This is a genomic window from Sorangium sp. So ce1036 (assembly GCF_051369805.1).
GTDB lineage: Bacteria > Myxococcota_A > Polyangia > Polyangiales > Polyangiaceae > Sorangium > Sorangium cellulosum_F.
This window is the reverse complement of sequence record NZ_JBBMOX010000001.1, coordinates 3,059,169-3,084,741: the sequence shown is the minus strand read 5'-3', so window position 1 is coordinate 3,084,741 and position 25,573 is coordinate 3,059,169. Positions and strand designations below refer to the sequence as shown.

Annotated in this window: 16 protein-coding genes; 7 read left to right on the top strand and 9 right to left on the bottom strand. The window is 72.5% G+C overall.

The window, feature by feature from the left end:
* Window positions 1-9: 9 nt before the first annotated feature.
* Window positions 10-957, bottom strand: coding sequence for a D-2-hydroxyacid dehydrogenase (locus WMF31_RS11940; protein WP_242515215.1), 948 nt, complete (start codon window positions 955-957; stop codon window positions 10-12).
* Between the two features lie 371 nt (window positions 958-1,328).
* On the opposite strand from WMF31_RS11940, the gene WMF31_RS11935 reads away from it, so the two are divergent.
* The 5 genes from WMF31_RS11935 (at window position 1,329) to WMF31_RS11915 (ending at window position 10,329) form a co-directional block, all read left to right on the top strand.
* Window positions 1,329-3,089 carry an SUMF1/EgtB/PvdO family nonheme iron enzyme gene (locus WMF31_RS11935; RefSeq protein WP_436602058.1) on the top strand — a complete coding sequence of 587 codons (1,761 nt, stop codon included), beginning with the start codon at window positions 1,329-1,331 and terminating at the stop codon, window positions 3,087-3,089.
* 152 nt (window positions 3,090-3,241) lie between these two features.
* Entirely contained in the window at window positions 3,242-4,096 is an 855-nt protein-coding gene (locus WMF31_RS11930) for an ABC transporter ATP-binding protein (RefSeq protein ID WP_436602057.1), read from the top strand.
* A 46-nt stretch (window positions 4,097-4,142) separates the two neighbouring features.
* On the top strand, window positions 4,143-4,775 hold the full coding sequence (locus WMF31_RS11925; RefSeq protein WP_436602056.1) for a Uma2 family endonuclease: 633 nt from the start codon (window positions 4,143-4,145) through the stop codon (window positions 4,773-4,775).
* A gap of 217 nt (window positions 4,776-4,992) precedes the next feature.
* On the top strand, window positions 4,993-8,208 hold the full coding sequence (locus tag WMF31_RS11920; RefSeq protein WP_436602055.1) for a CARDB domain-containing protein: 3,216 nt from the start codon (window positions 4,993-4,995) through the stop codon (window positions 8,206-8,208).
* A gap of 189 nt (window positions 8,209-8,397) precedes the next feature.
* Window positions 8,398-10,329: an ABC-F family ATP-binding cassette domain-containing protein gene (locus WMF31_RS11915; protein ID WP_436602054.1), complete on the top strand. Its 1,932-nt coding sequence runs from the start codon at window positions 8,398-8,400 to the stop codon at window positions 10,327-10,329.
* Window positions 10,330-10,351: 22 nt separating this feature from the next.
* Here the strand turns inward: WMF31_RS11915 and WMF31_RS11910 are convergent, their stop codons facing one another.
* The 5 genes from WMF31_RS11910 to WMF31_RS11890 form a co-directional block, all read right to left on the bottom strand.
* On the bottom strand, window positions 10,352-12,556 hold the full coding sequence (locus WMF31_RS11910; RefSeq protein ID WP_436602053.1) for a catalase: 2,205 nt from the start codon (window positions 12,554-12,556) through the stop codon (window positions 10,352-10,354).
* Between the two features lie 198 nt (window positions 12,557-12,754).
* Window positions 12,755-13,855: a sugar ABC transporter permease gene (locus WMF31_RS11905; RefSeq protein WP_436602052.1), complete on the bottom strand. Its 1,101-nt coding sequence runs from the start codon at window positions 13,853-13,855 to the stop codon at window positions 12,755-12,757.
* Complete coding sequence (locus tag WMF31_RS11900) at window positions 13,852-15,375, bottom strand: sugar ABC transporter ATP-binding protein (protein WP_436602051.1); 1,524 nt, start codon at window positions 15,373-15,375, stop codon at window positions 13,852-13,854. The genes WMF31_RS11905 and WMF31_RS11900 overlap by 4 nt, the downstream gene beginning before the upstream one ends.
* 196 nt (window positions 15,376-15,571) lie before the next feature.
* Complete coding sequence (locus WMF31_RS11895; protein WP_436602050.1) at window positions 15,572-16,483, bottom strand: hypothetical protein; 912 nt, start codon at window positions 16,481-16,483, stop codon at window positions 15,572-15,574.
* Between the two features lie 416 nt (window positions 16,484-16,899).
* Window positions 16,900-17,592 (bottom strand): DUF4142 domain-containing protein, encoded by a 693-nt coding sequence (locus WMF31_RS11890; RefSeq protein WP_436602049.1) that lies wholly within the window; start codon window positions 17,590-17,592, stop codon window positions 16,900-16,902.
* A gap of 437 nt (window positions 17,593-18,029) precedes the next feature.
* On the opposite strand from WMF31_RS11890, the gene WMF31_RS11885 reads away from it, so the two are divergent.
* A complete protein-coding gene (locus WMF31_RS11885; RefSeq protein WP_436602048.1) occupies window positions 18,030-20,366 on the top strand; it encodes a DNA polymerase II in 2,337 nt (778 codons plus the stop codon).
* Window positions 20,367-20,391: 25 nt separating this feature from the next.
* Here the strand turns inward: WMF31_RS11885 and pgm are convergent, their stop codons facing one another.
* Window positions 20,392-22,038, bottom strand: coding sequence for a phosphoglucomutase (alpha-D-glucose-1,6-bisphosphate-dependent) (pgm, locus tag WMF31_RS11880; RefSeq protein WP_436602047.1), 1,647 nt, complete (start codon window positions 22,036-22,038; stop codon window positions 20,392-20,394).
* Window positions 22,039-22,104: 66 nt separating this feature from the next.
* On the bottom strand, window positions 22,105-23,007 hold the full coding sequence (locus WMF31_RS11875) for a hypothetical protein (RefSeq protein ID WP_436602046.1): 903 nt from the start codon (window positions 23,005-23,007) through the stop codon (window positions 22,105-22,107).
* Between the two features lie 144 nt (window positions 23,008-23,151).
* Between WMF31_RS11875 and WMF31_RS11870 the strand changes: the two genes are divergently transcribed.
* Window positions 23,152-24,306: an alkaline phosphatase PhoX gene (locus WMF31_RS11870; RefSeq protein ID WP_436602045.1), complete on the top strand. Its 1,155-nt coding sequence runs from the start codon at window positions 23,152-23,154 to the stop codon at window positions 24,304-24,306.
* A gap of 14 nt (window positions 24,307-24,320) precedes the next feature.
* Here WMF31_RS11870 and WMF31_RS11865 read toward each other — a convergent pair whose 3' ends face one another.
* Window positions 24,321-25,523, bottom strand: a complete 1,203-nt coding sequence (locus tag WMF31_RS11865) for an oxygenase MpaB family protein (protein WP_436602044.1) — start codon at window positions 25,521-25,523, stop codon at window positions 24,321-24,323.
* Window positions 25,524-25,573 lie beyond the last annotated feature (50 nt).

The following is a 25,573-nucleotide window of genomic DNA, read 5'->3' as shown; positions in this document are numbered from 1 at the left end:
CCCCTGCTCTCAGATCACCCGGTCGAGGAGCGGCTCGCCCCGCTCGAACCGCCGCAGGTTCGCCAGGAAATGCTCGACCTGCGCGACCGGCTCCTCGCGCCGGCCGCCGGCGGTGTGCGGGGTGATGGTGCAGCCGGGGGCGCGCCAGAGCGGGTGATCGGGCGGCAGCGGCTCGGGATCCGTGACGTCGAGGTACGCGCCGGCCAGGCGGCGCGCCTCGAGCGCCTCGAGCAGCGCGGCCTGATCCACCGTGGCGCCCCGGCCGACGTTGAAGAACCACGCGTCCGGGCGCATCCGGCCGAGGAGCGCGCGCGAGACCAGTCCGCGCGTGCCCTCGACCTCCGGCAAGGTCGACACCACGTGATCCGCCCAGGCGAACGCGTCGCCCAGCGCCTCCCTCGCGACGACGCGGCCGGGCTCGTCGCCGCGGGGGCGCGCGCGCAGGACGCAGAGCTCCACCTCGAACGGGGCCAGCAGCGCGGCCAGGCGGCGGCCGATCGCGCCGAAGCCGAGCAGGAGCACGCGCCGGCCGCGGAGCAACGCGCTCGTCGACCGCACGGCCACGTCCGGCCAGGCGCGCGGGCCGCGCTGGTTGTCGAGGCACTCGGGCAGGCGCCGCGACGCCGCGAGCAGGAACGCGAGCGCGTGCTCCGCGCAGGGGTCGGCGTACGCGCCGCTGCTCGTCGTGAGGGCGGCGCCGCGGGCGGAGAGCGCGGCGCGCACGGCCGCCACGTCGTAGCGGGCATACCCCGCGGTGCTCAGGTGCACCCACGCGAGGCGCGGGGCCGCGCACACGTCGTCGGGGTGCGGCTGGCCGAACACCACGTCGGCGCCGAGCACGACCGGATCCCGCCCGACCACGGCGAGGTTCTCCGCGGAGCGCGCGGCCGGCAGCGCCAGCGCGTGCGGCACGACCCCCTCGGCGAGCAAGCGCTCCGCCTCCGCGGGGAAGGCCATGGTGCAGGCGATCACCAGCCGACGCGCGGGCGCGCCGCCCCCCTCACCCATGAGACACCCGCCCGAGCTCACGCATCCACGCCTCCTCGCCCGCCGCGAGCCGGAAGAGGCGACTCGTACGGGACACCGCCAGAACGCCACGGGGCCAGTCGTCCATGCGCCGGATACTACACGCCCCTCGGTCGATGTCCCGTCATCGCGGTCCGCGACGCGCGCCGCGGCGCTCGCACGCGCCGCTGCGCTCGCGCGCGCCGCGGCGCTCGCTCCCGCCGCCACGCCGGACGCGCCGGCGCAGCGCCCCGCCCCGGCCGCGGCGCCACACATTCGCCGCCCACCGCCGCCCCGACCTGTGCCAGACTCGCCGCCGACCGATGGGCCAGGACACCTCTCCCCGGTGCGCCGGCTGCCACGCTCCGCTCCCGGAGAACGCCCGGTTCTGCCCCTCGTGCGGCCAGCTCGCCGCCGCGCCCGGCCGCGGCTACTCCGCGACCGGGCTCCCCGACACCGAGGGCGCCGCGGCCCTGCCCCTGCCGCCCGTGCGGCTCCTGCCCGGGACCGAGATCGGCGTCTACCGCGTCGAGGCCGCGCTCGGCGAGGGCGGCATGGGCGTCGTCTACCGCGCCCACGACCGCGCGCGCGAGCGCGTCGTGGCCCTCAAGTGCCTGCACTCGAACCTCTCCGGCAACCCCGAGATCCGGCGGCGCTTCGCGCGCGAGGCGCGCGTGCTCCGCTCCTGGAGCCACGAGCACGTCGTCGCCGTCCACGACTTCGTCGAGCGCGATCACCTGCTCGCGATCGTCATGGAGTACGTCGAGGGGACGACGCTGGTGCGGCACCTCGAGAAATGGCGCGGGCGCATGCCCTTCCAGGAGATCCGCGCGCTCCTCGGCGGCGTGCTCGACGCGATGGATCAGGGGCACCGGATGGGGATCGTCCACCGCGACCTCAAGCCCGACAACATCCTCGTGACCGCCTCGATCGACGGGCTCTCGCCCAAGATCGTCGACTTCGGTATCGCCAGGATCCTGGAGGGGACCACCTACACCCTGAGCGGCGCGTTCCTCGGCACGTGCTGTTACATGTCGCCGGAGCAGGTCAAAAACCCCCACGCCGCCGACCCGCGCTCGGACATCTACTCTCTCGGCGTGACGCTCTATCAGCTCTCGACAGGGCAGCTCCCGTTCGACGGCCCCAATCACTTCGCGGTGATGATGTCCCACGTCGCCGATCCGCCGGCGCCCCCGAGCGCGATCCGCCCCGACCTCCCCCCGGCCCTGGAGCGGCTCATCCTCGACGCGCTCGCCAAGGATCCGGCCGAGCGGCCGGCGTCCTGCGCGGCGTTCCGGGCCCGCCTCGACGAGGCGCTCGCGGACTTCTCCCCCGCCCCGGCGCGGCCCGCCTCCGACGGGCGGCAGCTCGCGCCGACGGTCCGCGAGAGGACCGGCGAGCAGATGATCCTCGTGCCCGGCGGGCCGTTCCTCATGGGCCAGCAGCGCAGGACCGTGCACGTCGACGCCTTCTACATGGACCGCACGCCGGTCACCAACCGGCAGTTCAAGGCGTTCGTCGACGTGACGGGATATCGGCCCGACGACGCCGACGCGAGCCGCTTCCTCGCCCACCTCCGGCGCGGCGAGATCCCCGCGGGCCACGAGGACCACCCGGTGGTGTACGTGTCGTGGGACGACGCGCGGGCCTACGCGAGCTGGGCCGGCAAGCGCCTGCCGACCGAGGCCGAGTGGGAGAAGGCCGCGCGCGGCACCGACGGCCGCAAGTACCCGTGGGGGCGCGCCGAGCCGGGGCCGGCGCGCGCGAACTACGGCAGCCGCGACGGCGGGACCGTGCCTGTCGGCTCGCTGCCGCAAGGCGCGTCGCCCTATGGCATCCTCGACCTCGCCGGCAACGTGTGGGAGTGGTGCGAGGACTACGACGATCCGCACTTCTACGCGGACGGGCCCTCCCACAACCCGCGGAACACGCGCCCTCCGGACCGGCCGCTGCTCGTGATGCGCGGCGGATCGTGGATGTACGGCGCGCGGTCGTTGCGCACGTGGGCGCGCACGAGCTTCGAGGCGCGCTACCGCTTCGCCGACGGCGGCTTCCGCTGCGTGCGCACGGCGTCGTCGGGCTGATCGACGCGAGGCGCCCGGGCGCGTGTGGGGGCGCGTGTGGAGAGGGAGCGCAGGCCCGATAGCGCATCACGAGAACTCCTGGCCACGCGGCGGCGGCGCGGATAGAACGCCGGGCGCTGGCACGGACGGCGCTGGCAGGAAGATCGATGTCGATGAAGAGAGCGACGACGAACGGCGGTGTCCGCGTGCGGCTGACCGGCGTCCGGCGCGTCTTCCCGGTGCAGGACGACGCGGGCGGCGCGCGAGGGGGCGGCGCCTCCGGCGTGGTCGCGCTCGACGGCATTTATCTCGACGTCGCGCCGGGCGCGTTCGTCGCGCTGCTCGGGCCGTCGGGGTGCGGCAAGTCGACGCTGCTGCGCCTCGTGGCCGGGCTCGACCGCGCCGACGCCGGCGCGGTCGAGGTCGAGCTCGACCAGGACCCCGGCGGCGCGGGCGGCGCTCCCGGCGCGGGCGGCGCGGGCGGCCCGCGCGCGCCCATCGCGTACGTCTTCCAGGACGCGCACCTCCTGCCCTGGCGGAGCGTGCTCGACAACGCCGCGCTGCCGCTCGAGCTCTCCGGGACGCCGCGCGCCGAGCGCCGCGAGGCGGCGTCCGCGGCGCTCGCCCAGGTCGGCCTCGCCGACGCCGGCGCGCGGTACCCGGCGGAGCTCTCCGGCGGCATGCGCATGCGCGTGTCGCTGGCCCGCGCGCTGGTCACGCGCCCGCGGCTGCTCCTGCTCGACGAGCCGTTCGCCGCGCTCGACGAGCTCACCCGCAGCCGGCTCGACGACCAGCTCCGCGCCCTCTGGGCCGAGCTCGGCATGACGGTGCTCTTCGTGACGCACGCGATCACCGAGGCCGCGTACCTCGCCCAGCGCGCCGTCGTGCTGTCGCCGCGGCCGGCGCGCGTCGTCGAGGATCGCGCGCTCGATCTGCCGGCGGAGCGGACGGGCGCGCTGCGCACGGAGCCCTCGTTCGCGCGCGAGGTGCGCGCGCTGCACGACGCGCTGGAGCGGGGCGGGGCGTGACGCGCGGCGCGCGGCGGGCGAGGCGCCCGATGCTATGCTCGGCGCCGTGGAGCCGCTCTCGACCGCATTCCTCTCCGAGGACGAGTACATCGCCCGCGAGCGCGCGGCGGACGGCAAGAGCGAGTACCTGGACGGCCGCACCCACGCGATGGCGGGCGGCAGCCCACGGCACAACCTGGTGGCGGCGAACCTGACGGCCGCCATCCGCACGCGGCTGCGCGGCAAGCCGTGCGTCGCGCTGAGCAGCGATCAGCGCATCCTGATCGAGGACACGGGGCTCTACACCTACCCCGATCTCGCCGTCGTCTGCGGAGGCGTGAGGGTCCACCCGGTGTTCACGGACACCGTCGTCAATCCCACGGTGCTCGCGGAGGTGCTCTCCCCGTCGACGGAGGCATACGATCGCGGCGCCAAGTTCGCGCACTACCGGCGCATCGAGTCGCTGCGCGAGGTGCTCCTCGTCGCGCGCGACGAGCGCTTCGTGGAGCGCTTCGTGCGCCTGGACGGGGGAGACACGTGGCGGCTCGACACGTGGGCGGACGAGGGCGCCGCGGTGCCCCTCGAGAGCGTCGGCGTGCAGGTGCCGCTCGACGAGATCTACGAGGGCCTCGAGCAGCTCCCCCCCGAGGACGCGCCCCCGCCGCCGAAGCGGCTGCCACGGCCGAAGCCGCGACGGTGAGCGCGGCGCGCGGCCCACCACGGACGTACCGCGCGGCGCGCGCCCCTCTCCTCCGCCGTCACGGGCCGCCGCCGCGCGCGACGCCCACCGTGGGCAGAGCTCCCACTCGGCGCGCGGCGCGGCGCGTGAACGCGCTTCCCTGTCGTCGGCACGCCCGTACAATCGTCTCATGCCCACGTCCTCCAGGCGGTTGCTTCCCCTTGCGCTTCCTTGGTTCGTGCTCGCCGTAGCGGCCTGCGGCGATCCGGGGACCACGACGCCTGCCGGCTCGAGCGGCGGCGACGGCGGCGCGGGCGGAGGAGGCGGAGAGGGCGGCGACGGCGGCAGCACGACCGACAGCACCGGCGTCGGGTTCGGCGGGGCGCCGACCGGAGAGGGCGGCGCGGGCGGCGCCGAGGACCCGTGCGGCGGCGCGCAATGCCGGCCGGATCAGCGGTGCGAGGAGCGGTCCGGCGAGGGCGTCTGCGTCGACAACACCTGCGAGGACCTCACCTGCAGCGCGACCGAGGAGTGCCAGATCACCCCCGAAGGGGGCGCCATCTGCGCCGATAACCGCTGCCGCAGCGACCTCGAGTGCCCCATCAACCGGTACTGCGACGGCGCCGTCTGTGTCGCCGATACCTGCACCGCCGGCGAGAGGACGTGCGACGGCGGCAGCCTCCTGCAGTGCGTGTCGAACGGCAGCGAGGCGCGCGCGCTCTTCACGTGCGGCGGGAGCGCCTATTTCGAGAGCGCCTGCACCGACGACGGCGCGGGGAACGCGAGCTGTCCCTGCGAGGACGACTGGGACTGCCCCACCCACGCCTCGTGCGAGGCCGGCGCCTGCTCCGGCACCGGCGACGCGCCCACGTGCCTCCTGCCCCCGGTGCCGTTCTCCAACGTCCCGCCGCAGATCGAGATCCAGTGGGGAGGAAAGGACATCGCCGCCCCGAACGCCGCCGGCAGCCCGTTCCCGATGTCGGCGCAGAACGTCATGACGCCGGCCGTCGCCAACCTCGACGACGACAACGGCGACGGGCTCATCAACGAGCTCGACTTCCCCGAGATCCTCTTCACGACGTTCTGCGGCACCGAGTACAAGAGCAACGGCGTGCTCCGCGCGATCCACGGCGGCGGCCCCGGCAAGGGGCGCGACTACTTCGCCGTGCTCGGCGACAAGGTGTGGCGCGAGGGCGATCCCATCGACGTGCCCTACGCCTGCGACGACGCGACGCTGCGGCCGACCTCCGCGCTGGCCGTCGGCGACCTCGACAGGGACGGCGTCCCCGAGATCGTCGCGGTCACCGAGGCGTCGGGGCTCCAGATCTTCAGCAACACGGGCGAGACGCGGCTCCTCGCGAACAACCTCTGGACCGGCTACGCGGAGCCGGCGCCGGCGATCGCCGACCTCGATGGCCAGGGGCTCCCGGAGATCGTGATCGGGCGGCACGCGTTCACGCTCCACGTCGACGAGGCGACCGGCGCGCTCTCGATCCTCGACCATTTCGAGGGGACCCAGATGCACGGGATCCAGGCGAGCGACGCGCTCAACTCGTTCGGGCCGATCACGTGCGTCGCGAACATCCAGGGCGACTCCCGGCTGGAGATCGTCGCGGGCAGCAGCGCCTACGTCCTGCCCCGCCCGCCGGCCGGCGTGACCCGGAGGTCGGAGTGCGCGCCCCCCTACGACGATCCCGAGGCGGCCGCGTTCTGCGCGGGCGAGCTGCGCCTCGTGTGGGACGGGCAGGCCGTGAACGGCGCGGCCAACATCCCGACCGCGCAGCGCGACGGGTTCTGCGCCGTGGCCGACGTGCTCGGCGAGGACGGCGCCTCTCCCGGCCCCGACACCCCGCTCGATCAGGTGCCGGAGGTGATCCTGATCAACAACGGGTATTTCTACGTGCTGAACGGGCAGGACGGCACGATCCTGCGCCGCACGATCATGGGCCAGGGCGCGTCGACCGGCGGCGGGGCGCCGAACGTGGACGACTTCGACGGCGACGGCTTCCCCGAGATCGGCACGGCGTTCGGGCGGCGCTACGTGATGTTCGACCTCCAGCCGCCGACCGCGGCGTGCCCGGCGTGGCTCAACCCGCTCGAGGACGACGGCCCGGAGCCTGGCAATCCGCCGCGCGCCCCGAACGGCAAGGCGTGCCAGACCGACGAGGACTGCGGCGCCCCGGGCGAGGCGACGTGCAACCCGCAGACGGGCGCCTGCGTCTGCTATCACAACGGCTGGATGCGCGTCACCGAGGACAACTCCAGCCGCGCCACCGGCTCGAGCGTGTTCGACTTCAACGGCGACGGCGCCGCCGAGGTCATCTACAACGACGAGTGCTATTTCCGCATCTACGACGGCGTGACCGCGAGTGTCCTGTTCAAGGAGCACTCCCCGAGCCGCACCCGCACCGAGTACCCGGTCGTGGCCGACGTCGATAACGACGGCAACGCCGAGATCGTGTTCGCCACGTCGAACGAGTCGGACCACTGCGACGAGGGCCGTGATTTCAACAACGGCCTCGAGGTCTGGGGCGATCCCAACGACCTCTGGGTCCCGGCCCGCCGCATCTGGAACCAGCACGGCTATCACGTGACGAACGTGCTCGAGAGCGGCGCCATCCCCGCGCAGGAGCCCGAGAGCTGGAAGTCCTACGGCGGGCGCGCCTACAACCTCTACCGATCGAACCCGCGGTCGTCCGGGATCGCGCCGGACCTCGCGCTGAGCGGCATCCAGATGGCGTCGCCCGACGCGACCTGCGGCGAGCTCACCGACAACATCGACATCACCGTGCGCGTCGAGAACCAGGGCGACCTGCGCGTGGGCCCCGGCGTCGTCGTCAGCTTCCACGGCGAGTGGGACACGCCGGCCGCCTCCGCGCCGCTCCTCGACGCGGGCGGCGCGCCCCTCCAGGCGGTCCTCCGGACCAGCATCGAGCCGCACAGCTCCCTGCTCGTCACGGTGAGCTACAGCGCCGGGAACAACCCGCAAGCGGCGCTGCCCGCCCGCGTGCGCGCGGTCGTCGACGAGGGCGGCGTGGAGCGCGAGTGCAAGGAGGACAACAACGAGCAGACCGTCGCCGTGGACGCCGGCGGCGCGCGCCCGGACCTCCAGCTCCAGATCGGCCGGGTGGCCACCGCGCAGTGCCCCCAGGGGCAGGTCGACGTCCCGACGACGGTCGTGAACGCCGGGTCCGCGCCGGCCAGCAACGTGCGGGTCCGGTACTACGCGGGCGACCCCGCTCAGGGCGGGAAGGTGCTCCACGAGGAGGTCATCCCGGGGCCGATCGCGCCGGGGGCGAGCGCGAGCGTCACCGCCGCGATCAAGAGCTTCCCGTGGAACCTCTCGATCCTGATCCACGGCGTCGTCGATCCGGACAGCGAGATCGACGAGTGCAACGACGGGAACAACCGGAACGCCGCGCCGGACAAGGTCCGGTGCGAGCGCGCCGACTGACGCGCCGCGCGCGGCCGGTGGCGCCCGCGTGCCCCGGCCGGCGCGCGGCCGGGCGGCGCGGCGGCGCGCGAACGCCGTGCGCCTTCTGGGCGGGCGGGGTGCTATGCCTGTGCGCCGCGCCCCCGCGCGCGCCCGGGCCCGCCGGCGGTGCCGCGCGCCGGCGCGCGGCGCGACCAGGACCAGAAGGCCATGCTCGGAACCTCGAACCTCGCGAAGTCCTACGGTGACCGGACCCTCTTCGAGGGCGTCTCGCTCAAGCTCAACGCGGGATCTCGCTATGGCCTGGTGGGCGCCAACGGCTCGGGGAAGACCACCTTCCTCAAGATCGTGGCGGGCGACGAGCCCGCGACGGACGGGAACGTCAGCCTCCCGAAGGACGCGCGCGTGGGCGTGCTCCGGCAGGACCGGTTCCTGAGCGACGAGCAGGTGATCCTGGATCTCGCGATGATGGGCGACCGCATCGTGTGGGACGCGCTCGTCGCGTCGCGCCGCCTCGCCGAGGACGGCGGCGGCGACCCCGGCCGGCTCGCCGACCTCGAGGACCAGATCCGCGCCCACGACGGCTACACCCTGGAGGCGCGCGCGAGCGCCGTGCTGGAGGGGCTCGGCATCCCGGTCGAGGCGCACCGGAGGACGCTCTCCACGCTGTCGGGCGGCTTCAAGCTGCGCGTGCTCCTCGCCCAGGTCCTGCTCGGCGGCTCGGACGTGCTCCTGCTCGACGAGCCCACGAACCACCTCGACATCCTCTCGATCCGGTGGCTCGAGAGGTTCCTCGCCGGCTACAGGGGCTGCGCCGTCGTCATCTCCCACGACCAGCGCTTCCTCGACAACGTGGCGACGCACATCCTGGACGTCGACTACGGGACGATCACCCTCTACACCGGCAACTACGCCGCGTTCGTGGTCGAGAAGCAGGCGATCCGCGAGCGCAAGGAGGCGGAGATCGCGCGCGCCGAGAAGATCATCGCCGAGAAGCGCGCGTTCGTGGAGCGGTTCGGCGCCAAGGCGACCAAGGCGAAGCAGGCGCAGAGCCGGCTCAAGCAGATCGAGCGGATCGAGGTCGAGGAGCTCGCCGAGACGTCGCGGCGCACGCCGGTGTTCCGCTTCGGCATCCAGCGGCCGAGCGGGCGCGACGTGCTCGAGGCGCGGGGCGTCTCGAAGGCGTACGGCGACAAGCAGGTGCTGCGCGACGTGTCGCTGTCGGTCCGGCGCGGCGAGCGGGTCGCGGTGATCGGGCCGAACGGGCTCGGCAAGTCCACGCTGCTCAAGATCCTCGTGGGCCGCCTCGCGCCCGACGCGGGCTCCGCGTCGTGGGGCCACGAGGTCCGCGTCGGCTACTTCGCCCAGGACCACCGGGAGCTGCTCGACGACGCGGCGATGACCCCGCTCTCGTTCCTGTGGGCGGCGTGCCCCGACGAGTCGCCGAGCTACGTGCGCGGCCAGCTCGGCAGGGCGCTGTTCTCCGGCGACGACGTGGAGAAGAGCGTGGGCTCGCTCTCCGGCGGCGAGGCCGCGCGGCTCATCTTCTGCCGCATCCTCGTGGAGCGGCCCAACGTGCTCGTGCTCGACGAGCCGACCAACCACCTCGACCTGGAGGCGATCCACGGGCTCGTGGAGGGGCTCAAGGCGTACGAGGGGACGGTGATCTTCGTCTCGCACGATCGCTTCTTCGTGTCCGAGCTGGCGACGCGGATCCTCGAGGTCACGCCGGGCGGGCCGCGCGATTTCCCCGGCACCTACGAGGAGTACCTGGCCGGCTGCGGCGACGATCACCTCGACGCCGACGCCGTGGTGCTCAAGGCGAAGCGCGAGCACCAGAAGGCGGCGCCGGCGGGGAGCGAGGCCGCGGGCGGCTCGTGGGAGGAGCAGAAGCGGCGGCGCAACCGGCAGAAGGAGCTGCCGGCGCGGCGCGACAAGGTGCTCGCGGCCATCGAGGCGGCCGAGGCGCGCAAGAAGGCGATCTTCGACCTCTACTGCAGCGACGGGTTCTTCGAGCGCACGGACAAGGCGGAGATCGCGGCGCTCAAGGCCGAGGAGGAGGCGCTCGGGCCGCGCATCGACGCCCTCATGGCCGAGTGGGAGCAGCTCGAGCAGGAGATCGCCGAGCTCGGCGCGGGCTGAGCGGCGCGCCGGGCGCCCTGGCTCAGGCGGGGATCTGGGCGATGCCCTCCCGCTCCCAGTGGCGGTGCTGCGCGATCGCCCGGATGAGCTCCGCGCTGAAGGGCGCGAGCCCCGCCGCGGGGTCGCGCAGGGTGACCACGCCCTTGTCCGACAGCGGGGGCCCCGAGGGCTGCGCGGCGGCCAGGGCCACGCCCTGGATGGACGATGACGCGAGGAGCTCGACCCCCTCGCCCGTCGCCCCGATCGCCTTGCAGTGCTTGAACGCCTGGTTGACGAAATGCACCGCCGCGCCCAGCCCCGAGAGCGTCTCGACGCTCTTTCGCCCGCCGGGGACGTAGACCGCGTCGAACTGGACCGAGCGCGCCGTGAGCAGCGACATCTCGGCCTCCACCGTGCTGCCGTCGTCGGCGGTGACCGGCCCGAGCGACGTCGACACCACCCGCGCGTGCGCGCCGGCCGCCTCGAGCGCCGCCCGCACGGCCGCGAGCTCGGCGCCGCTGAACCCGTCCGCGGCGAGCACCGCGACGAGCCGGCTCTTCACGGTGTCCTTCACCGTGTTCTCCATGCTGAGCGCGGGCGACGCGCTCACCGAGCGCTTGCCCGCGGGCGCGCCCGCGGCCTTGCCGCCCGCGGCCGTGCCGCCCTTCGAGGGGACCTGGGGCTGGATCGCGGGCACGGCGACGCCGACGCCCTCGGCGACACGCCGGCCGAGCTCGGCGTCGATCTCGGCGAGCCGCGTGACCATGCGCTCGCGCACCTGCTTGCTCGCGACGTTGCCGAGCTCGAAGCGCGCCGCGTCGACGAGGTGCCGCTTCTCGGGCTCGGAGAGGCTGTTCCAGAAGAGCCGCGGCTGGGTGAGGTGGTCCTTGAAGCTCGCGCTCCGCTCGCGCACCTTCGGCCCGGCGACCCGCTCGGGGTAGTGCACGAAGGCGCCCGTCGTGAACGACGCGGTCATGGGACAGCCGCCGCCGAGCGAGTTCGGGACGTAGTGCGCCCGGCCCTGCTTGATCCGCTGCTGCATGAAGCCGTCGCGGTTCTGGTTGTGCACCGGGGCGAGCGGGCGGTTGATGGGGATCTGCGCGAAGTTCGGCCCGCCGAGGCGGAGGAGCTGGGTGTCGAGGTACGAGAAGTTCCTGATCTGGAGCAGGGGGTCGTCGGTGAAGTCGATCCCGGGCACCACGTTGGCCGTGTGGAACGCGATCTGCTCGGTCTCCGCGAAGAAGTTGTCCGGGTTGCGGTTCAAGGTCAGCTTGCCGATGCGGCGCACCGGCACGAGCTCCTCGGGCACGATCTTCGTCGCGTCGAGCAGATCGAAGTCGAAGGCGAACTCGTCCTCCTCCTCGATGATCTGCACCCCGAGCTCGTACTCGGGGTAATCGCCCCGCTCGATGGCGTCCCAGAGATCGCGGCGGTGGTAGTCCGGGTCCCTCCCGGTGAGCTCGTGCGCCTCGTCCCAGACGAGGGCGTGCACGCCGAGGAGCGGCTTCCAGTGGAACTTGACGAAGCGCGATTTGCCCTGCGCGTCGACGAGGCGGAAGGTGTGGACGCCGAAGCCCTCCATCATGCGGAAGCTCCGCGGGATGGCGCGGTCCGAGAGCACCCACATGGCCATGTGGGTCGACTCCGGCATGAGCGAGATGAAGTCCCAGGCGGTGTCGTGCGCCGTCGAGGCCTGCGGGATCTCCCGGTCCGGCTCCGGTTTGAGCGCGTGGATGACGTCCGGGAACTTGATGCCGTCTTGAATGAAGAAGACCGGGATGTTGTTGGCGACGAGGTCGAAGTTCCCCTCCGGGGTGTAGAACTTCGTCGCGAAGCCGCGCACGTCGCGGACCGTGTCCGCCGACCCGCGGGAGCCGACCACGGTGGAGAACCGCACGAAGACGGGCGTCTTGACGCTCGGGTCCTGCAAGAACCCCGCCTTCGTGTACTCGGCCATCGACTCGTAGACCTGGAAATAGCCGTGCGCCCCCGATCCGCGCGCGTGGACCACGCGCTCCGGGATGCGCTCGTGGTCGAAGCGCGTGATCTTCTCGCGCATGTGGAAGTCTTCGAGGAGCGCTGGCCCCCTCTCGCCGACCTTGAGCGAGTCGTCCGTGCTGTCGATCCGGATGCCCTGGTCGGTCGAGAGGACCGTACCTGTCAGATCCTCGCGGTGGGGCTCCAGGCTCTCGATCTTGGCGTTCGCGCCGCCCCGGGGGCCCGCGCCCTTCTTGCCTTGCTCGGCCATGCGTCCTCCTCGTTCTCCTGCCGGCCAGAGGCCTGCGCAGGTGGCGATTGGATGCGTGGGCGAGGGGCGCGTCGCGCCGAGCGCCCCGGCGCGGGCGAGGCGTCGAGCGGGGGAGTCGAGGGCGGAAGAGGAACGTCGCCGGCGGCGGGAGGTGGCGAGGGCGCCTGTCCCACGCCGCCGCGCATCACCGGGGGTCGATCAGTGGCCCCGGTCCTTGCGGGTCGCCATGTCGATGCCGACGGCGAGCACGAGGATGATGCCCTTGATGATGGGCTGCCAGAAGCTCTCGGTGTTCATGAGGCTCATGCCGTTGTCGAGCGAGGCCATGACCAGCGCGCCGAGCAGCGCGCCCCCGATCGTGCCCTGCCCGCCGAGCAGCGAGGTGCCCCCGATGACGGCCGCCGCGATGGCGTCGAGCTCCATCATCCGGCCGGCGTCTGACGTCGCCGAGCCGACGCGCGCCGTGAGCACGACGCCCGCGATGCCCGCCATCACGCCCATCAGCGTGAACACGGCGATGAGGTGCCGGTTGATGTTGATGCCGGAGTAGAAGGCCGCCTCGCGGTTGCCGCCGATGGCGTAGAGGTGCCGCCCGAACGCGGTGTGCTTCGCGAGCACCGTGAACACGGCCGCGAGCACCAGGACGAGCAGGACCGGGAACGGGATGCCCTCGTACGCGTTCATCAGGGCGGTGAACCCGACCGCGAGCGCCGCGAGCCCGAGCCACGGGAGGCGCGCGGGGCCGCTCGCGCGCGTCCCCTTGTACAGCAGGAAGAGGCAGAGCACGCCCGCGCCCGCCCAGCCGAGCGTGTGCGGCACGTAGGCCTGGCCCACGAACAGGTAGGGGCGCGCCGGCGAGACGGACACGCCGCCCGTGGTGCCGAGCATCGCGCCCTGGAAGATGAGCATCCCGCCGAGCGTGACGATGAATGGGGGGATCCGCAGCCGCGCCACGAGCGCGCCCTGCACGAAGCCGAGCGCCGCGCCGAGCAGGAGCGGCAGGATGAACGCCGCCGGCAGCGGCCAGCCGAGGTTCACGTAGATCATCGCCGACGCCGCGCCGAGCAGGCCGGCGAACGCGCCCACCGACAGGTCGATCTGCCCGGCGACGATCACCAGCACCATGCCGATCGCCAGGATCGAGGTCACCGACATCTGCCGCGCCAGCAGCGTCAGGTTGCGCGGCGTCAGGAACGTGCCGTCGGTCGTGATGGAGAACGCAATCCAGATCGCCAAGAGCGAGCCCACCATCGAGAGGGCGCGCCAGGGAACACGCATGCGAAGCTTCGCCTCGCTCATTCCGTCACCTTCCTCGTTGCTGCGGCCATCACGCGCTCGGCCGTGGCCTCCTGTCGATCGAGGCAGGCCGTCATCCTGCCCTGGGAGAGCACCAGCACGCGGTGGCTCATCCCCAGGAGCTCCGGCAGATCCGAGGAGACGAGCACCACGGCCAGCCCGTCCGACGCGAGCTTGTGAATGAGCTGGTAAATCTCGGCCTTGGCGCCGACGTCGATGCCGCGGGTCGGCTCGTCGAGCAGGAGCACGCGCGGCCCCGCCATCAGCCACTTGCCGATGACGATCTTCTGCTGGTTGCCGCCCGAGAGCTGGTTGGCGAGCGCGAGCGGCCCCGGCGCCTTGGTCCGGAGCGCGCGCATCTGCTCGACCGCCGTCGCCTCCCTGCCGGCGTGATCGATGAACAGCCCCTTCACGAACCGCCGCAGCGTCGCGAGGGTGATGTTGTCGAGCAGCGTCGACTCGAGCACGAGGCCGTAGCGCTTCCGGTCCTCGCTGACGAGCGCGATGCCCGCCGCGATCGCCTCGGCGGGGGACTGGAACGGCGGCGACGGCGGCTGCCCCCGCACCGAGAGCGAGCCGGTGACGCGGCTCGCGGCCGCGCCGAAGATCGTCGAGACGAGCGCGGTGCGCCCCGCGCCCATCAGGCCGCCGACGCCCAGCACCTCGCCCGCCCGCACCTCGAAGCTCACGTCGCGCAGCACGAACCGCCCGGGGTGCCCCGCGTCCTCGACCGACCACCGATCCACCGAGAGCGCGACCGGGCCCTCGGGCTGCGGCGGACAGGGATAGAGGTTCGTCACCTCGCGGCCGACCATCAGCGAGATGACCTTGTCCGGCGAGAGCTCCGCCCGCGGCTGCGTCGTGATCGACCGGCCGTCGCGCAGCACCGTGATGCGATCGGCGATGTCGAAGACCTCCTCGAGCCGGTGGCTGATGTAGATGCACGAGACGCCGCGGGCGCGCAGATCGCGCAGGAGGGCGAGCAGCGTCTGCACGCCCGAGTCGGTGAGCGCCGCCGTGGGCTCGTCGAGCACGAGGATCCGGGCGTCCTTGAGCAGCGCCTTCGCGATCTCGACCATCTGCTGCTGGCCGATGCCAAGGTCCTTGATCGGGCGCCCGGGATCGACGTCGAGCCCCACCCGCTCGAGCGCCCGCCGCGCCAGGGTCTGCACCTCGTCCCAGTCGATGAGCCCCCCGCGGACCGGCTCGCGCCCGAGCACCAGGTTCTCTGCCACCGTGAGCTCGGGCACCAGCGCGAGCTCCTGCGCGATCAGCGCGATGCGGTGCTCCTCGGCGCTGCGCATGCCGCTGAACTCCACCAGGCGGCCGTTCAACAGGATCTCACCGCCGTAGGTGCCTGCCGGGTAGTAACCGCAGAGGATTTTGATGAGGGTACTCTTACCAGCGCCGTTCTCGCCGCAGAGGGCGTGAATCTCCCCCTCCCGCAGGTCGAAGGACACGCCGTCCAGCGCCTTGACGCCGGGGAATTGCTTGGTGATCGATGCGAGCTCGAGGAGGGGCATTGTCCTGGGAGCAGGTGCGGGCGCTGCCACGTTTACCCGGAGCGCCCCGGCGATGCAAGCACTTATTTCAGAGCGCTGTTCGATGGGCGGGCCGCGGGGCCCCGTTCGCCGCGCGGGCTACGTGGACACGCCGACGGCGCAGCGTGGCAGAGAGCCCTCGACGCGAGGGCCCGTGGGGAGGCGGGGGCTCAGGGGCTCAGTTGTAGAAACCGATGTCGTCGATGTAGAGGTCGAACTGGGGCACGGTGCCGAACTGGAAGCTGATGGAGTAGAGCTTCGTCGTATCGATCTGATCCGTGGCCGCCGGGTCGCCCCAGCCGCCCTGCTTCAGGTCCGCAAAGGGGATCGTGAACTGCTGCCATGCCTCGGTGAGGGTGATCTGCTTTTGCCAGTTGTCGCACTGATCCGAGCAAACGCCGCCCTCCGGGACCGTGCTCCGGTCCGAGATCATGACCTGGGCGCTCGTGGCGGAGCCAGCGCCGATCTTGGCCCAGAACGTCACGCCGGTGTACGCCGAGGCGTCATAAGCGATCTTGGTCCCCTCGGGGCTGTTCAGATCGAAGCCGAACGCAGCGCCCCACGTCTCGAAGCCAGACCCCCACGAGCGCGCCGCCATCGTGCTCGCCCCGCGCGCGGGCTCGAGCGCCGTCATGGTGAAAGGCTCCTCCCCGGTCCCCTCCGGATCGGGCGGAGGCATCTGCTCGGCCCCCTCCGTTCCGTCATTGAAGGTGTACCAGTACCCGACCCGGTTCCCCTCGGCCAGGATGCCGTTGTTGTCGTCCTCCATGTCATCGATCATCTCGATGGTCTGGGGGGCGCCGCCGCCCGAGCCCGTCGTCGCCGTCGTCGAAGAGGTCGTATCCGTCCCGGTCCCCGTCGTCGCCGTCGTCGTCGTGGAGGTCGTGTCCGTCCCGGTCCCCGTCGTCGCCGTCGTCGTGGAGGTCGTGTCCGTCCCGGTCCCCGTCGTCGCCGTCGTGGTGCTCGCCCCGGTGCTGCCCGCGCCGCCCGAACCGTCGTCTTCGGCCGCGCCGGCGCACGCCACGAGCGCAGCCGCGCCCAGACCACAGAGCGCCAAGCCAAAACCCCGCAAGAAAATTCTATTCTTCATATCTTCGTGTCTCCGTAAGTACCGCACGCAAGCCAGGCCTTACCCCACGCCGGACATCATGGTTCAAGGCGCCCTGGCCCCATACAGTATCGCCCGGGCGCGCTTCACCCGCAACCTCCTTCTTTCCGCGCTGGAATCGGTGTTTCACGCGCGCCATGGAGAGCGCGCTCACCGCGGAGTCCCGGATGGGCCCGCTCGCAGCGACGATGGAGTCCCCGGAGCATCGTTGAGACGTGAGCGGCTGGATCATCGCGAGTGGCCATGTCCTTGCAACGCGCCCTCGCGGGCTCTCTCGACGAGGCTCGTGGGAGGGACGATGGCAAAAAGGCCATCCGGCGGGCGCGCGCCGCGGCGCAGCGAGGCGCGCGCCGTCCTCCCCGACCGGGCGGGGCAGGGGCTCGCCGGGGGACGCGGGATCAGCGGCCTTGCGAGGGAGGCGCCGCCTGGCCCTGCGCGAGCTTCGCCTGGAGCGCCAGCGCGTGCGCGATGTGGTTCTCCACCTTGCGGCGATAGCGCTGGAACTCCTCCTTCAGGGCCTCATTCTTCACCTTCGGGATGAGCTGCTCGTCGAGCAGCCGCAGGATGAAGCGATGCGATTTGATCTCGGTGGCGAGGTACACTCGATCGAAATCCCTGGGCGACTGCTTGCTGAGGAAGCTCGCGACCATGGAGGAATGGCCGCTGAGCATCGCGCTCGCCCGCGTCGGCTGCGCCTTGATCCCGAGACGCTGGAGAAGCGCGCTCAGGCGGCGCTCCGACTGGCTGTGCGACGCGATCGTCTCACGCGCGAAGTCCCTGATCTCCCGCGTCCGCGCCTGCTTGCGGGCGACGGTCTCCATGGAGATCACGTACCGGTTGAACCCCGAGATCACCCCCGCGAGGGCGCCGTCCGACACCTCCTGCTGCCGGCTCCCCCGCTGCTGGAGCGCCCGCTGCTGGAGCGCCCGCTGCTGGAGCGCCCGCTGCTGCTGCCTCACCTGCAGCTGGCCGTGCTGTCCTCCGCGATGAGCGTGATCCACGACCTCGGACGCCGCCGCGGTGCCGCCGATGACGCTCACCGCCAGCGCGGCGAGCATCGCCGCGCGATGCTTGAAATGATGGCGCATCATGGTCCTATCCTTCCTTCATTCCCGCGGCGCGCGTCACGAGCGAATTCACGGACGCCCGCGGGAGCTCATCACGTCTCAAGCAAACCGCGGACCCGCTCACGACGGAATCGGCGAGAGCGCATTGCCCGTCCCGGACCTCGAGCGGGCGCACGGAGAGCAATCGCCGCGCACCAGGGCGAGTCACCGGCGCGCTCTCCAGCGCTCTCGTGTCGATGTCCGACGCCCCTCGCCATCCATGCAAAGAAGCGACCTGCGCGAGAGTCGATCTCTCCGGAAGAGGCCGGTTTCACCCGCCCTCGCGCCGCGCCGGGAAATCCTTTGGGCGGGCGGCGGGAGGGGTTGCGGGGCGCGTTCGCCGGTGGTCAAGTGAGGCGTGGCGCGGAGAGGCCCTGGCCGCCTCGCGCCGCGGCGACGAGCTCGACCGGAGGCCCTGGCACATGGCGGACCGCGGCTTCATCCTCACGCCCACCTACCGGATCGTCGCCGGATGCCCGGAAATCCATCTCTATTCGGTGATGGAGGACGGCGAGCCGGCGCTCGTCATCGAGGACAGGTTCAGGCCCTACTTCTTCGTCCGCGCCCGCGACGAGGACGCCGCGCGCCGGCTCGCCGGCGGCCGCGCCTCGCCCGCGCCGCTCGCGACGCTCGACGGCGAGCCGGTCCTCCGCGTCGACGCCGCGCTCCCCCGGGACGTCGCGTCGCTGCGCGCGCGGCTCGGCGACGCCGGCGTCGAGTGCCTCGAGGCCGACGTGCGCTTCGCGTACCGCTTCCTCATCGACCGCGGCATCCGCGGCGCGTTCGAGGTCACGGGGCCGTTCGAGCGCCGCCGCGGCACAGGGCGCGTGTACCGCAACCCGACGCTCGCCCCGGCCGCCTTCGTCCCCCGCCTGCGCGTGCTGTCGCTCGATATCGAGACGAGCCTCGACGGCGAGCGGCTCTACTCCATCGGCCTCGCCGGCGCGGGCGGCGACCTCTGCCTCCTCGTGCGGGACGGGCCGGCGCTCGACGGGCTCCCGGCCCACGTCGAGCAGCTCCCCGACGAGCGCGCGGTCCTCGAGCGCTTCCTCGCGCACGTGGCCGAGGTGGACCCCGACGTCCTCACCGGCTGGAACATCCCGGATTTCGATCTGCCCGCGCTCCAGCGCTACTGCCGCCGCGCCGGCCTCGCGTGCGCGCTCGGCCGGGGCGACGACGAGCTCGCGATCCTGCGCGATCCGGGCTTCTCGCGCGAGGCGCGCGCCGTCCTGCCGGGGCGCGTGGTGCTCGACGGCCTCGCGCTCCTCCGCAGCGCCTTCATGCGCCTCGACGATTACCGCCTCGAGACCGCCGCGCAGGCGATCCTCGGGCGCGGCAAGCTGTTCGGCCCCGACGACCGGGGCGCGCAGATCGAGGCGTCGTACCGCGACGATCCGGCGCGGCTCGCCGAGTACAACCTCGAGGACGCCCGCCTCGTCCGCGATCTGCTGGAGAAGACCGGCCTCATCGAGCTCTCGGTGCGGCGGAGCCTGCTCACCGGCATGCAGCTCGACCGGGTGGGCGCGCAGATCGCCGCGGTCGACTCGCTCTATCTGCCCGCGCTCCGCGCCCGGGGAAAGGTCGCGCCCTCCGTGTCGAGGGGCGCGCCGGACGAGGAGGTCGAGATCGCCGGGGGCCTCGTCCTCGAGCCGCTCCCCGGGCTCTATCGCAACATCCTGGTCTACGATTACAAGAGCCTTTATCCGAGCCTCATCCGCACCTTCAACATCGACCCCGTGACCTTCGCCGACGGGGAGGGCGCGCCGCCCGAGGCGCTCATCGTGACGCCGGGCGGCGCGGCGTTCCGGCGCGGCGAGCCGGGCATCCTCCCCGAGCTGGTCGCGCGGCTCTGGGACGAGCGCGCCGAGGCGCGGCGGGCGGGCGACGAGCGCGGCGCCCTGGCCACCAAGATCCTCATGAACTCGCTGTTCGGCGTGCTCGGCTCCCCCGCGTCACGCCTGTTCTCCCCCGCCATCGCCAACGCCATCACGAGCGCCGGACAGCACGTCATCCAGCTCGCGGCGAGGGCGGTGCGGGACGCGGGACACCGGGTCCTCTACGGCGACACCGACTCGCTGTTCGTGGACATCGGCGAGCCGGACGCCGCCCGCGCCCGCGCCCGCGCCGAGGAGCTCCGCTGCGCCGTCTCGGCGGCCGTGTCCGCCGAGATCGCGCGTCGCTTCGGCTGCGAGAGCCGGCTGGAGCTCGAGTTCGAGAAGGTCTACGCGCGCTTCTTCCTGCCCGAGCTGCGCGGGGCCGCGCAGGGCAGCAAGAAGCGGTACGCGGGCCTCGTCGCCGGGGACGGGGGCGACCGGCTCGAGATCGTCGGGCTCGAGGCGGTGCGCAGGGACGCGAGCGCCGTGGCGCGGCGCTTCCAGCGGGAGCTCCTCGACCTCGTCTTCCACGATCGCCCGGTCGAGGGCTTCGTGCGGGGCTTCGTGGCGGAGCTCCGCGCCGGCCGCTTCGACGCGGAGCTCGTCTACAAGAAGGCGCTGCGGAAGCCGCTCGGCGCCTACACGAAGACCACGCCGCCGCACGTCAAGGCGGCCCGCAAGATGGGCGGGGACGTGGGCCGCATCGTGGCGTATGTCATCACCCGCGCCGGCCCCGAGCCGGCGGGCGCGACGACCGCGCCGCCGGACTACGATCATTACGTGTCGCAGCAGCTCAGGCCGATCGCGGACTCGGTGCTGCGGTGGCTCGGCGGGGCCGACTTCGACGCGATGACCGGCGCGCGGCGGCAGCTCTCGCTGTTCTGAGCTCTCCCCCCCGCGCGCGCGGCGCTCACCTCGCCTTGAGCGCGTCGGCGACCATCGCGCGCGCCTCGTCGAGCACGCGGTCGAGGTGCGCCTGATCCTTGAAGCTCTCCGCGTAGATCTTGTAGACGTCCTCGGTGCCCGACGGCCGCGCGGCGAACCAGCCGTCCTCGGCGACGACCTTGAGCCCGCCGATCTCGCCGCCGTTGCCGGGCGCGCGGGTGAGCTTCGCGGTGATCGGCTCGCCCGCGAGGGTCGTGGCGCGCACCGCGTCGGGGGAGAGCTTCTTGAGCACGCTCTTCTCGGCCGGCGTGGCCGGCGCGTCGATGCGCTTGTAGAGCGGCGCGCCGAAGCGCGCTGTCAGGTCGCGGTAGTGCTCGGCGGGGTCGCGGCCGGTGCGCGCGAGGATCTCGGCGGCGAGCAGGTCGAGGAGGATGCCGTCCTTGTCCGTCGACCACACCTCGCCGTTGCGACGCAGGAACGAGGCCCCCGCGCTCTCCTCGCCGCCGAAGCCGAGCGAGCCGTCGAGCAGCCCGTCGACGAACCACTTGAAGCCGACCGGCACCTCGCAGAGCGGCCGGCCGAGGTGCTTCGCCACCCGGTCGATCATGCTGCTCGAGACGAGCGTCTTGCCCACCGCCGCGTCGGGCCGCCAGAGCGGGCGGTTCTGGTACAGGTAGAACACCGCCACGGCGAGGTAATGGTTCGGGTTCATCAGCCCGGCGCTGCGCGTGACGATGCCGTGACGATCCGAGTCGGCGTCGTTGCCGAACGCGATGTCGTAGTCGCCCTTGAGCGCGATGAGGTTCGCCATCGCGTACGGCGACGAGCAGTCCATGCGGATCTTGCCGTCGTGATCGAGGGGCATGAAGCCGAAGGTGGGGTCGACGACCTGGTTCACCACCGTCAGATCCAGCCCGAACTTCTCGGCGATCGGCCCCCAGTACGCGATGTTCGAGCCGCCGAGCGGGTCGACGCCGAGGCGCAGCTTCGCGCCGCGCACGGCCTCGAGATCGACGACGTTGCCGAGATCGGCGACGTAAGGGCCGATGTAGTCGTACGGGTGGGTCGTCGGCGCGCGCAGCGCGGCCTCGTACGGGACGCGCCTGACGCCCGCGTTGCCCGCGCGGAGCAGCTCGTTGGCGCGATCCTCGATCCAGCCGGTGACGGTGGTGTCCGCCGGCCCCCCGTTCGGCGGGTTGTACTTGATGCCGCCGTCCTCGGGCGGGTTGTGCGAGGGCGTGATCACCACGCCGTCCGCGAGCCCCGAGGCGCGCCCGCGGTTCTGGGTGAGGATCGCGTGCGAGATGACCGGCGTCGGCGTGACGCCGCCGCGCTCGGCGATGAGGACGTCGACGCCGTTGGCCGCGAGGACCTCGATGACGCTGCGCTGCGCCGGCTCCGAGAGCGCGTGCGTGTCCATGCCGAGGTAGAGCGGGCCCGTCGTGCCCTGCTTCGCGCGGTAATCGCAGAGGGCCTGGGCCACCGCGAGGACGTGCGCCTCGTTGAAGCTGCGTCGCGCGGCCGAGCCTCGGTGACCCGAGGTGCCAAAGGCGACGCGCTGCTGCGGGTCGCTCGGGTCGGGGCGCTCGCCGTAGTACTGCGCGCGCAGCTTGTCCGGATCGATCAGCACATCGGACGGGGCCCTGCGGCCCGCGAGGGGATGGAGCGCCATGGGCGTTCGCATAGTCGAGAGCGCGGAGCGAGCCAACCCCCGCACGACGCGCCGCCGCGCGCGATATCAGAGCGGGCGGTCCCTCGCCGCCGCCTCGAGCCACGCAGCGCACGCGCCGTCGTCGGCGGGCGGCGCCTCGCCCTTCAGCAGGTACCACGCCTCGCGGTGCAGCGCGCGGCCGCCGGGCTCCACGCGCTGCAGCGGCCCGAGCGACTCCACCTCGAGCATGTCCTGGTTCGTGAACGTCTCGAAGTTGCACCCCATGTCCGGGTACGTGGCCCCCTCGACGAACGGGAACCGCTTCAGGAACACGTTGCCGTGGTTCGCGTACGCCGCGACCCCCTGGCTCACGAGCATGCCCACCTTCTGCGGGCCCTCGCCGGCCACCTGCCGCAGGCGAACCACGCGCTTGCCGAAGGTCCATCGGGGATCGCTCATGTCGCTGTAGGACCAGAGCACGAGCGGCCGCGCGGGCAGGACGCGCTCGGGGTGAGGGAAGAACGGCGCTTGCGGGAAGATGCACTCGCCGCCCCCGGCCATCACGGAGAGGGCCCACGGCGTGAACTCGACCGCAAAGGCGCCCTGGTTCTCGATCGCGTGATCGAGGACGAACCTGCCGGCCGCGACGTCCGCCGTGATGCGGAGCTCCTTCTGCATCCCGTTCCTGTCCGGCGGGGGGCGGAAGACGTGGGTGTCCCCCTCCTGCCTGTGCTCCACCGGGTCGTTGTCGGGCTGCAGGGTCCTGCGCTCGTCCTCCGGGCCGATCCAGAGCCGGTGACCGCCATAGAACCGGTAGTCGGTGCCGCCGGTCGCGCCGAGATCGCCGGGGATCTCGGCGAGCTCGTTCGGGCCGCCGATGACCCCGTACCGGATGATCCGCGGGCCGACGTCGAGCGTGACGATGAGCTCCGTGTCGCCGCAGACGAGCCGGGCGGCGTGCTGCCAACCACCGTAGGGGATGATCTCCATGACCGCGGTCTCGTAGCGCAGAACCGGAGCGGGGTTCAACCCCGACCATCACCCCGCCGCGTGCAACCGGTCACACCGCGCCGTCATCGAAGCTACGGCGAGGTGTGACGCGATTGCCAACAGGCGACGCGGACAATCGCGCGCATGAAACGTCGCGACCTCTTGCGCACCTCCGCCGCCACGGCGGCCTTCGCCCTCGGCTCACGGTTCTGGCGACACGCCTTTGCCGCGCCCGCCCGCCCCGGGACGAGCCCTTACGGCCCCCTCGCCGCCACGCCCGACAGCAACTGGCTGCGGCTGCCCGCCGGCTTCACCTCGCGCGTGATCGCGATGACGGGGGTGCCGGTCGCCGGGACCTCGCACATCTGGCATGTGGCCCCGGACGGCGGGGCTTGCTTTCCGCTCGCCGACGGGGGCTGGGCCTATACCTCGAACAGCGAAGTGCCGTTGATCGGCGGCGCCGCCGTGGTGCGATTCGATGCCGGGGGGCGCGTGACGGGCGCCGACACGATCCTGAGCGGCACGACCTCGAACTGCGCGGGCGGCCCGACCCCGTGGGGGACATGGCTGTCGTGCGAGGAATGGGACGGAGGCAACGTGTTCGAGTGCTACCTCGACGGACGGCCGGCGGAGCGGCGCTCCGACCTCGGGACGTTCGCGCACGAGGCCGTCGCCGTGGATCCCGACGAGCGCCGCCTGTACCTGACCGAGGATCGCCCGAACGGCAGGTTCTACCGCTTCACCCCGGATCGCTATCCGTCCCTGGCCAGCGGGCGCCTCGAGGCGGCGCGCGTCAGCTTCGGCGCGGACCGCCTGAGCGGCACGGTCACCTGGACGCGCGTCGAGAAGTGGCTCCCGGCGGCGCTCAACCCCTTCACGTCCGGGCGCACCACGGCCTTCGACGGCGGCGAGGGCTGCTGGTACGACGATGGAGTCGTGTACTTCACGACCAAGGGGGACAACCGGGTCTGGGCCTACACGCCGGCGAGCTCCGGCATCGAGTGCATCTACGCCGCCGATCTCTACCCGGAGTCCCCGCTGCGCGGCGTCGACAACCTCGTCGTCTCGCGCTCCGGCGACCTCTTCGTGGCCGAGGACGGCGACGACATGCAGATCTGCCTCATCACGCCGGACCGCGTCGTCGCCCCGTTCCTGAAGCTCGAGGGGCACGCCGGCTCGGAGATCACCGGCCCGGCATTCAACCCTGCCGGCGACCGGCTCTACTTCAGCTCGCAGCGCGGGCTGGACGGGATCGGGATCGGCGTCACCTTCGAGGTGAGCGGCCCGTTCCGGCGCTGACGGCCGCCCTCGCCTCACGCGCGGGTGCCGACGAAGCGCTCCGGGGGCGCGAAGTCGGCCGGGTGTCCGCCGAGGCCGAGCGCGATGGTGCGCTGCCAGTGGCGGTCGCCGAGGGCGAACGCGAGGTCCTGCAGGGAGGGGATCGCGTGCGCGCGGCTCGACGCGGCGGCGACCGCGCGGACCAGCGGGACCGTGAGGCGCGAGCGCGACCGGGGCACCCCGAGCTGGTCGGCGAGCGCCTCGCCCAGCACGGCGCGCGAGATGCTGGCGAACACGGACGCGACCTGCTCGGCGCGCCGGCGCTCGCGCTCGGTCCGCGCGCCGCGGACGGCGTGGTGGAGGAGCGCGTCCACGAGCGCGCGCGAGTCGTCGTCCGGCGCGCCCTGCGTGGCGAAGATCATCTCGGCCAGGCGCAGGGCCTCGGCGTAGGACCCGGGGATCAGCTCGGGCTCGACGCCGATGACGTACGCGACGTAGCGCCAGAGGTGGACGAGCTCCTCTCTCTGGGCGGGCGAGACGCGGTAACCGAGCTTGTCCAGGCCGTCGAGCACCGCGACCGAGAAGAGCAGCGCGGTCGCGACCATGTCGTGCTGGTTGATCGGCTCGCCCCAGAGCGCGGTCTGCCAGCCGCCGCTCGCGCGGACGAGCCGCCGCACCTGGGCGTGCATGACGCGCACCTTCACGGTGATCGCGAACCCCTCGCCGGAGCGACGCATGCCGCCCGGCTGGCTCACGGCGTGGACGAACCGGCCTGTCTCGGCGAGGCGACGCGCGGCCTGCTCGCGGAGCCTGCCCGAGAGGACGAGCGGCTTGTTGCCGCCGGGCGAGGCGTACCCGAGGATGAGCGACTGCATCGCGAGCACGATCCTGCCGAGCACGCCCGTCCGCAGGAACATCGTCCCGCCGCGGCGCACCGCCTCCCAGTCCACCCAGAGCGGCACGTGGTCGACCGCCGCGAAGAGCGCGCGCACCTCGGCGGGCGCGTCGGGCACGGCGTCGATCCCGCGGGCGAGGGCGGCCTCCAGGAGGCGGAACCCCTGGCCTCGGGGCATCGTGGCGCACGCGTCCACGACGGCATCGGCGAGCGGATCGACGCGGAGGAGGAAGGGCGCGAGGCGATCGAGCTGGTCTCCGAAGCGGCCGCGAGCGGCCGCCGTGTCCTGGAAGCGCGCAGGGATCAGCGCGTCTCCCGTGCGGTGATGTCGCTCCCTCTTCACACAGCCGGGCTCGTGCAAGGCCTGGACCGCTGGCCCGACAGGCCACGAGA